This window comes from Streptomyces sp. P5F9 (assembly GCF_057961495.1).
In genome coordinates this window covers 1-5359 of sequence record NZ_JBXVPZ010000576.1, presented here as the reverse complement: position 1 = coordinate 5359, position 5359 = coordinate 1, and the positions used below count along the sequence as shown (strand labels likewise).

At 69.0% G+C, this 5359-nt stretch carries 5 protein-coding genes; 1 reads left to right on the top strand and 4 read right to left on the bottom strand.

What is annotated here, in order from left to right; all coding sequences use genetic code 11:
* Positions 1 to 42: 42 nt before the first annotated feature.
* The 4 genes from AC31A1_RS45965 to ychF all read right to left on the bottom strand — a co-directional run bounded on the left by AC31A1_RS45965 (position 43) and on the right by ychF (position 4438).
* Positions 43 to 1173 carry an acyl-CoA dehydrogenase gene (locus AC31A1_RS45965; RefSeq protein WP_489659025.1) on the bottom strand — a complete coding sequence of 377 codons (1131 nt, stop codon included), beginning with the start codon at positions 1171 to 1173 and terminating at the stop codon, positions 43 to 45.
* Between the two features lie 414 nt (positions 1174 to 1587).
* Positions 1588 to 2559 (bottom strand): bifunctional lysylphosphatidylglycerol flippase/synthetase MprF, encoded by a 972-nt coding sequence (locus AC31A1_RS45960; RefSeq protein ID WP_489659026.1) that lies wholly within the window; start codon positions 2557 to 2559, stop codon positions 1588 to 1590.
* Positions 2543 to 3037: a hypothetical protein gene (locus tag AC31A1_RS45955; protein ID WP_489659024.1), complete on the bottom strand. Its 495-nt coding sequence runs from the start codon at positions 3035 to 3037 to the stop codon at positions 2543 to 2545. The genes AC31A1_RS45960 and AC31A1_RS45955 overlap by 17 nt, the downstream gene beginning before the upstream one ends.
* Positions 3038 to 3349: 312 nt before the next feature.
* Positions 3350 to 4438, bottom strand: coding sequence for a redox-regulated ATPase YchF (ychF, locus tag AC31A1_RS45950; protein ID WP_489659023.1), 1089 nt, complete (start codon positions 4436 to 4438; stop codon positions 3350 to 3352).
* Between the two features lie 200 nt (positions 4439 to 4638).
* Here ychF and AC31A1_RS45945 point away from each other — a divergent pair, with 200 nt between their 5' ends.
* The gene (locus AC31A1_RS45945; protein ID WP_489659022.1) at positions 4639 to 5214 is read left to right on the top strand and encodes a DUF6542 domain-containing protein; all 576 of its coding nucleotides are present in this window, start codon (positions 4639 to 4641) and stop codon (positions 5212 to 5214) included.
* The last annotated feature ends 145 nt before the right edge of the window (positions 5215 to 5359 follow it).

Sequence of the window (5359 nt, the reverse complement as noted above, 5' to 3'; positions counted from 1 at the left end):
GTCGAGGTCGGGGCCGGGGCCGCGGTCGGGGTCGGGGTCGGATCAGGCGACGGTGAGCGGGCCGTCGGCAAGGTGGGCCGCCAGCGGGCCGGTCATCCTGGACCGTGCGGGCGGGTGCAGGGAGAGCCCGTTGGCGCAGGCCGCGAGGTGTCCGACCTCGTCCGAGCTCATGAAGTTGAGGCCGCCGAGCAGTTCCACCGCGCGGGGAACGATGCGGGCCAGGGCGTCCTGCACGCAGTACCGCACGTACAGCGAGTCGGCCAGCGTCGACTCGTCCGGGCAGCCCTCGTCGAGCCGACGGGCGACGCCCTCCGCGGCGGCCATCGCACCCTCGGCCTCCACCAGAAGCCGGACCCGCTCGGACTCGGGCACCCGCTCGTTGCGCAGCACCCGCTCCACCAGCGCGCTCGCGACCCCGAGATAGCTCCCCGTCATCAGCAGCTCGAACCAGACCAGGCCCGCGGTCTGCAGTTCGTCCAGGCGCCCCTCCGTGGCCGAGGTCCGCAGCAGCAGCTCCGGCGGTACCAGCACATCCGTGAGGGTGACCTGGTCGCTCTCCGCTCCCGACAGGAAGGTGCTGGACCAGAAACCGCTGACGCTCACGCCCTCGCTCTCCGCGGGGACCAGTGCCACCGCCAGCTCGTCGCGCGCCCCTTGCTCACCGGGTACCAGGACACTGGCGGTGAGCAGATCCATGGACCGGGCGAGGCTGCACGGGCGCTTCACCCCGCTGATCCGTACGCCGTCGGGTCCCACCGTGGCGGTCATCGACGGGGAGAGGATGCCGGCGCCCGGCCGCCCCTCGGCGAAGCCGGAGGCCACCAGGCGGTTGCCGGAGGCCACGCCTTCGACGAGCATCCACTCCAGGCCCTCGCCGTCGGTGACCAGACCGACCAGGGTGGCCATGGAGAAGTGGTGCATCGTGGTGGCCACCGCCAGGGACGGCGACCTGCTGCCCAGCGCGCGCTGCACCCGCAGGGCGTCCAGCGCGGTGGCACCCTTCCCCTTGCAGGAGACCGGCACCACAAGTCCGGGCCCGCCGCTGTCGCGGAAGAGCCCGATACCCGGGCTGCGCGGGCTCTCCAGCTCCATGAGCGACACCGCCCGCAGACTCTCGTCGAGCCCCGGCAGCATTTTCGTCAGTACGGCGCGTTCGCGCTCCAGAAACCTCATGTGCTCCCCTGCTCCGGGACGACCCGGTCGCGCTGAACCCCGTCCGGCGGACGGGAATGGCGGGTGGCGGGATGGCGGGACTGGTGGATTGACGGGTGGCGGGAATCGCGGAATGGCGGGACTGGTGGATTGACGGGACTGGTCGGACAGGCAGAACTGACGGGATGACGGGACCGATCGGACCGGCGGGACTGGCGGGACTGGCAAGTTGACGGGCCGGGTCGGACGAGCGGAACTGATCGGACACGTGGGACCGGCAGGATGGCGGGACTGGCCGGACGCGCGGGACCGACGGGATGACGGAACCGACCGGACGAGCGGGACTGCGGGACGACGGGGCTGGTCGGACAACGGGACTGACCGGACGGCGGAACTGATCGGACGGCGGAACTGGCAGGACTGATCGCCCGGCCCCTACACCGCCCGCGTGGCGCGCAGCAGTTGCCACACCGCCGCTGGACCGGGCCGCCCCTGGAAGGCGATGTACTCGGGCAGCACCACGTGGGGCGCCCATTTCCGCTTGTACTCAAGCTGCGCGGCGGCCGGGTAGATCCGTTCGCCGTGCTGGGCGAGCAGCCGCACGCAGCGCGTAAACGTACGGCTCGCACACGGCAGTTCGTGCTCGTCGGAGAGACCGGTGAAGGGCGTGAAGCCGAAGTGCAGCCAGCCCGCGCCGTCGGCCGACATCCGCTCCATCGCGGTCGCGTTGAGCGCCTCCATCACCCCAGGCGGAGCGTCCGGGGAACGCCGGCTGAGGTCGTGGAGCCACCCTGGCCGGCTGCCGAAGACCGGCGAATAACTGATGTACCCGACGGCCACCCCGCCGATCCGCCCCACGAACAACCGCCGGTGCCGCTGAGCCAGCCCGGTCCGCTCCCCCACGAGGAACCGCAGCTCCTTGGCACCGCCCTTGCCTTGCAGCCAAGCCCGGTCGATCAGATCCAGCTCGCTCTGCACCTCGTCGTCGGCCACGGCGGGAGCCTCGACCACCTCAAGACCGGCACGCCGGGCCCTGGATATCTTGTTCCGCAGCCGTACGAAGGCCGACCCACGCAGCGTGAACCGGCCCAGGTCGACCGCGTACGACGCCCCGAGCTGATTCACCGTGAACCCGTGCGCCCCGTACAACTCGGCGTCCGCCCGCTGCAGTTGTACCGCCACCAGCCGGCGCGGCCGGGCCTGCGCCGCGAAGGCGTCCAGCAGACCCGCACGCTGCTCCTCGGCCGCGAAGGGCCCCGCGAACTGCAACAGATGACGCCCCGACCGGCGATAGACGCAGGTGCCGTCGAACCGTGGATCCCGGAAGTACTCATTACCCTGATTGAGGGCAAGAAAAGAACTCGGATTGTCACTGTGCCGGACCAGGGTCTCAAAGACGGACGGCATCAGCACCCCTTCGGAGGTCATCGGAATTCCGTCCGTCCGAATCAGAGTATGCCCGCTCGAATTCGACGTACGCCGGATGCGAATGCGGTTCGAAAAGCACCCCGAACGGCTTGAGTGAATTCCCGAACAGGGCACGGTCCCCCAGCAGATGCAAGGGCAGAGCGAGCAGCGCCCACTCCGGCTTCACCAGCACCGCCCACAACCCGGCGACAACACCCCCGACCACAAGGCTGTGCATGGTGTTGTACGCCACGAAGTACCAGCGTGAGATAGACCCGCCCCCACTCCTCCGGAAGGCCAGGGCGCCGGGAAGATATCCGATGACATCAATGACGACGAAGAGGCCGATAAACACCCCCCACCGAATCTCCGAAAAATGCCGCACCGCAAGCACGGCACATACGGAAAGACCGCCCAGCCATTCCATGCGCAGCAGCAGGAAGGTGGCTCTCGTCTCGAATCTGTTTTTTGCGTCCATGTACCCTCCGCCCTTCACCCTTGTTTACGGGGGAAGCGAAGGAAACCCTCACAGAAAAACAAATACAGAATTAATAACTTTTACTATAAACCCACGAGCGCGCTACAGGGTGCAGCGGAATCCTCAGCGCCGACCCGGCACCCGGTCAGTCCTCAATGAGCGGCCGCACCGACAACAGAAACGAACCGAGCTGCCCCGCCGGCGAGCGAGACGGCCAGGGACCCGACGCCGATGAGCCGGGCCCCACCTGACCTGCCTGCCTGCCTGCCTGCCTGCCTGCCGGGACAGCAACGTGGCGCCGGCTTCAGCTGCTCACACGTTGAAGCGGAACTCCACCACGTCCCCGTCCTGCATCACATAGTCCTTGCCCTCCATACGCGCCTTCCCCTTGGCCCGTGCCTCGGCCACCGACCCCGTCTCCACCAGGTCGGCGAAGGAGATGACCTCCGCCTTGATGAAGCCCTTCTGGAAGTCGGTGTGGATGACGCCGGCGGCCTCGGGGGCGGTGTCGCCCTTCTTGATGGTCCAGGCTCGGGACTCCTTGGGGCCTGCCGTGAGGTAGGTCTGGAGGCCGAGGGTGTCGAAGCCGACGCGGGCCAGGGTCGTCATGCCGGGCTCCTCGACGCCGACCGACTCCAGGAGCTCCATCGCCTCCTCCTCGTCGAGCTCGGCGAGGTCCGCCTCCAGCTTGGCGTTGAGGAAGATCGCCTCGGCGGGGGCGACCAGGGCGCGCTGTTCGGTCTTGAAGTCCTCGTCCACCAGCTCGTCCTCGTCGACGTTGAAGACGTAGAGGAAGGGCTTGGTCGTCAGCAGGTGCAGGTCGTGGAGGAGTTCCTCGTTGCCGGAGCCCTGGACGATGCCCTGCGAGAAGAGGGTGTCGCCCTTCTCCAGGATCTCCTGCGCCGCCTCGACCGCCGCGACCTTCGGGCCGATGTCCTTCTTGATGCGCGACTCCCGCTGGAGGCGCGGCAGGACCTTCTCGATGGTCTGGAGGTCGGCGAGGATCAGCTCGGTGTTGATCGTCTCGATGTCGTCCTTCGGCGAGACCTTGCCGTCGACGTGGACGACGTTCTCGTCCTTGAAGGCGCGGATGACCTGGCAGATCGCGTCGGACTCACGGATGTTCGCGAGGAACTTGTTGCCCAGGCCCTCGCCCTCCGACGCGCCCTTCACGATGCCCGCGATGTCGACGAAGTCGACCGTCGCCGGGAGGATCTTCTGCGAGGAGAAGATCTCGGCCAGTTTCGTCAGGCGCGGGTCGGGGACGCCGACCACGCCGACGTTCGGCTCGATCGTGGCGAACGGGTAGTTGGCCGCCAGCACGTCGTTCTTGGTCAGGGCGTTGAACAGGGTCGACTTGCCGACATTCGGCAGACCGACGATTCCGATCGTGAGCGACACGTTGCGACTTCCCGTACGTGAGTGGCGTGAGAGCAGTGGAGGGGACCGGCTGGGGCTGCGGAGACTGGGGCCCGGGGCCGATCCACCAGTCTACGGCGTGAGCCGCGCCCTCCCGGCTCCGCGTCGAACACGTGGCCAAGCTCTGCCCATCGGCGTGTCTGAGGACCTATTCGGCACATAAACCGACCTAAGTTGGTCCAGTGGAGCAACACAGGACACGACCCCCACAGCCCGGCGCAAGACGCGGGGCCCCGCCCCTGCCCCCGCAGGCCGGCCGGGGTCCGAACGGCGGCCCGGCCCGCACGACCCGCCCGGGCCCGCAGCCACGCGGCACGGCACAGCGCCGTCCGGCGACCGTCCGACGCCCGAGCCCCACGGCGGCCGAGACGGTACGTCAGCTGCCGAACCCCCGGCTCACCGGGCTCGGCGGCGGGCTGTTCTGCGCGGCCGTGATGTTCGTGCTCGGGTGTATCGACCAGTTCCTGTTCGGGGCGTCACTGACTGTCTACGGCGTGCTGTTCGTGCCGGTGTGCGTGCTCACCGCGGTCTGGATCCGGCGCGGCGACCTGCTGACCGCACCGGTCGTCGTACCGATCGCCTTCGCCGTCGGCCTCTTCCCGGTGGCCGACGGCAGCGGCGGCCTCGTCAACCGCCTGATGGGCCTGTTCACCGGGCTCGCCACCCAGGCCGGCTGGCTGTACGGGGGGACGCTCGTCGCGGGACTCATCGCGACCGTCCGCAGGATTCGGCTGCTGAAGCGTCGCCGACGGGCGTGACTCCCCGGGACCGCCGCAAGACCGACCCCGGGTCGATTCAGAGGCCCGTCCCAGGGGCCAGCTCCGGGACAGGGACCGGGGTCGGGGCCAGGTGGGACCGGGACCGGGGCCAGGTCGGGACCGGGGCCGGGGCCGGGGCCAGAGT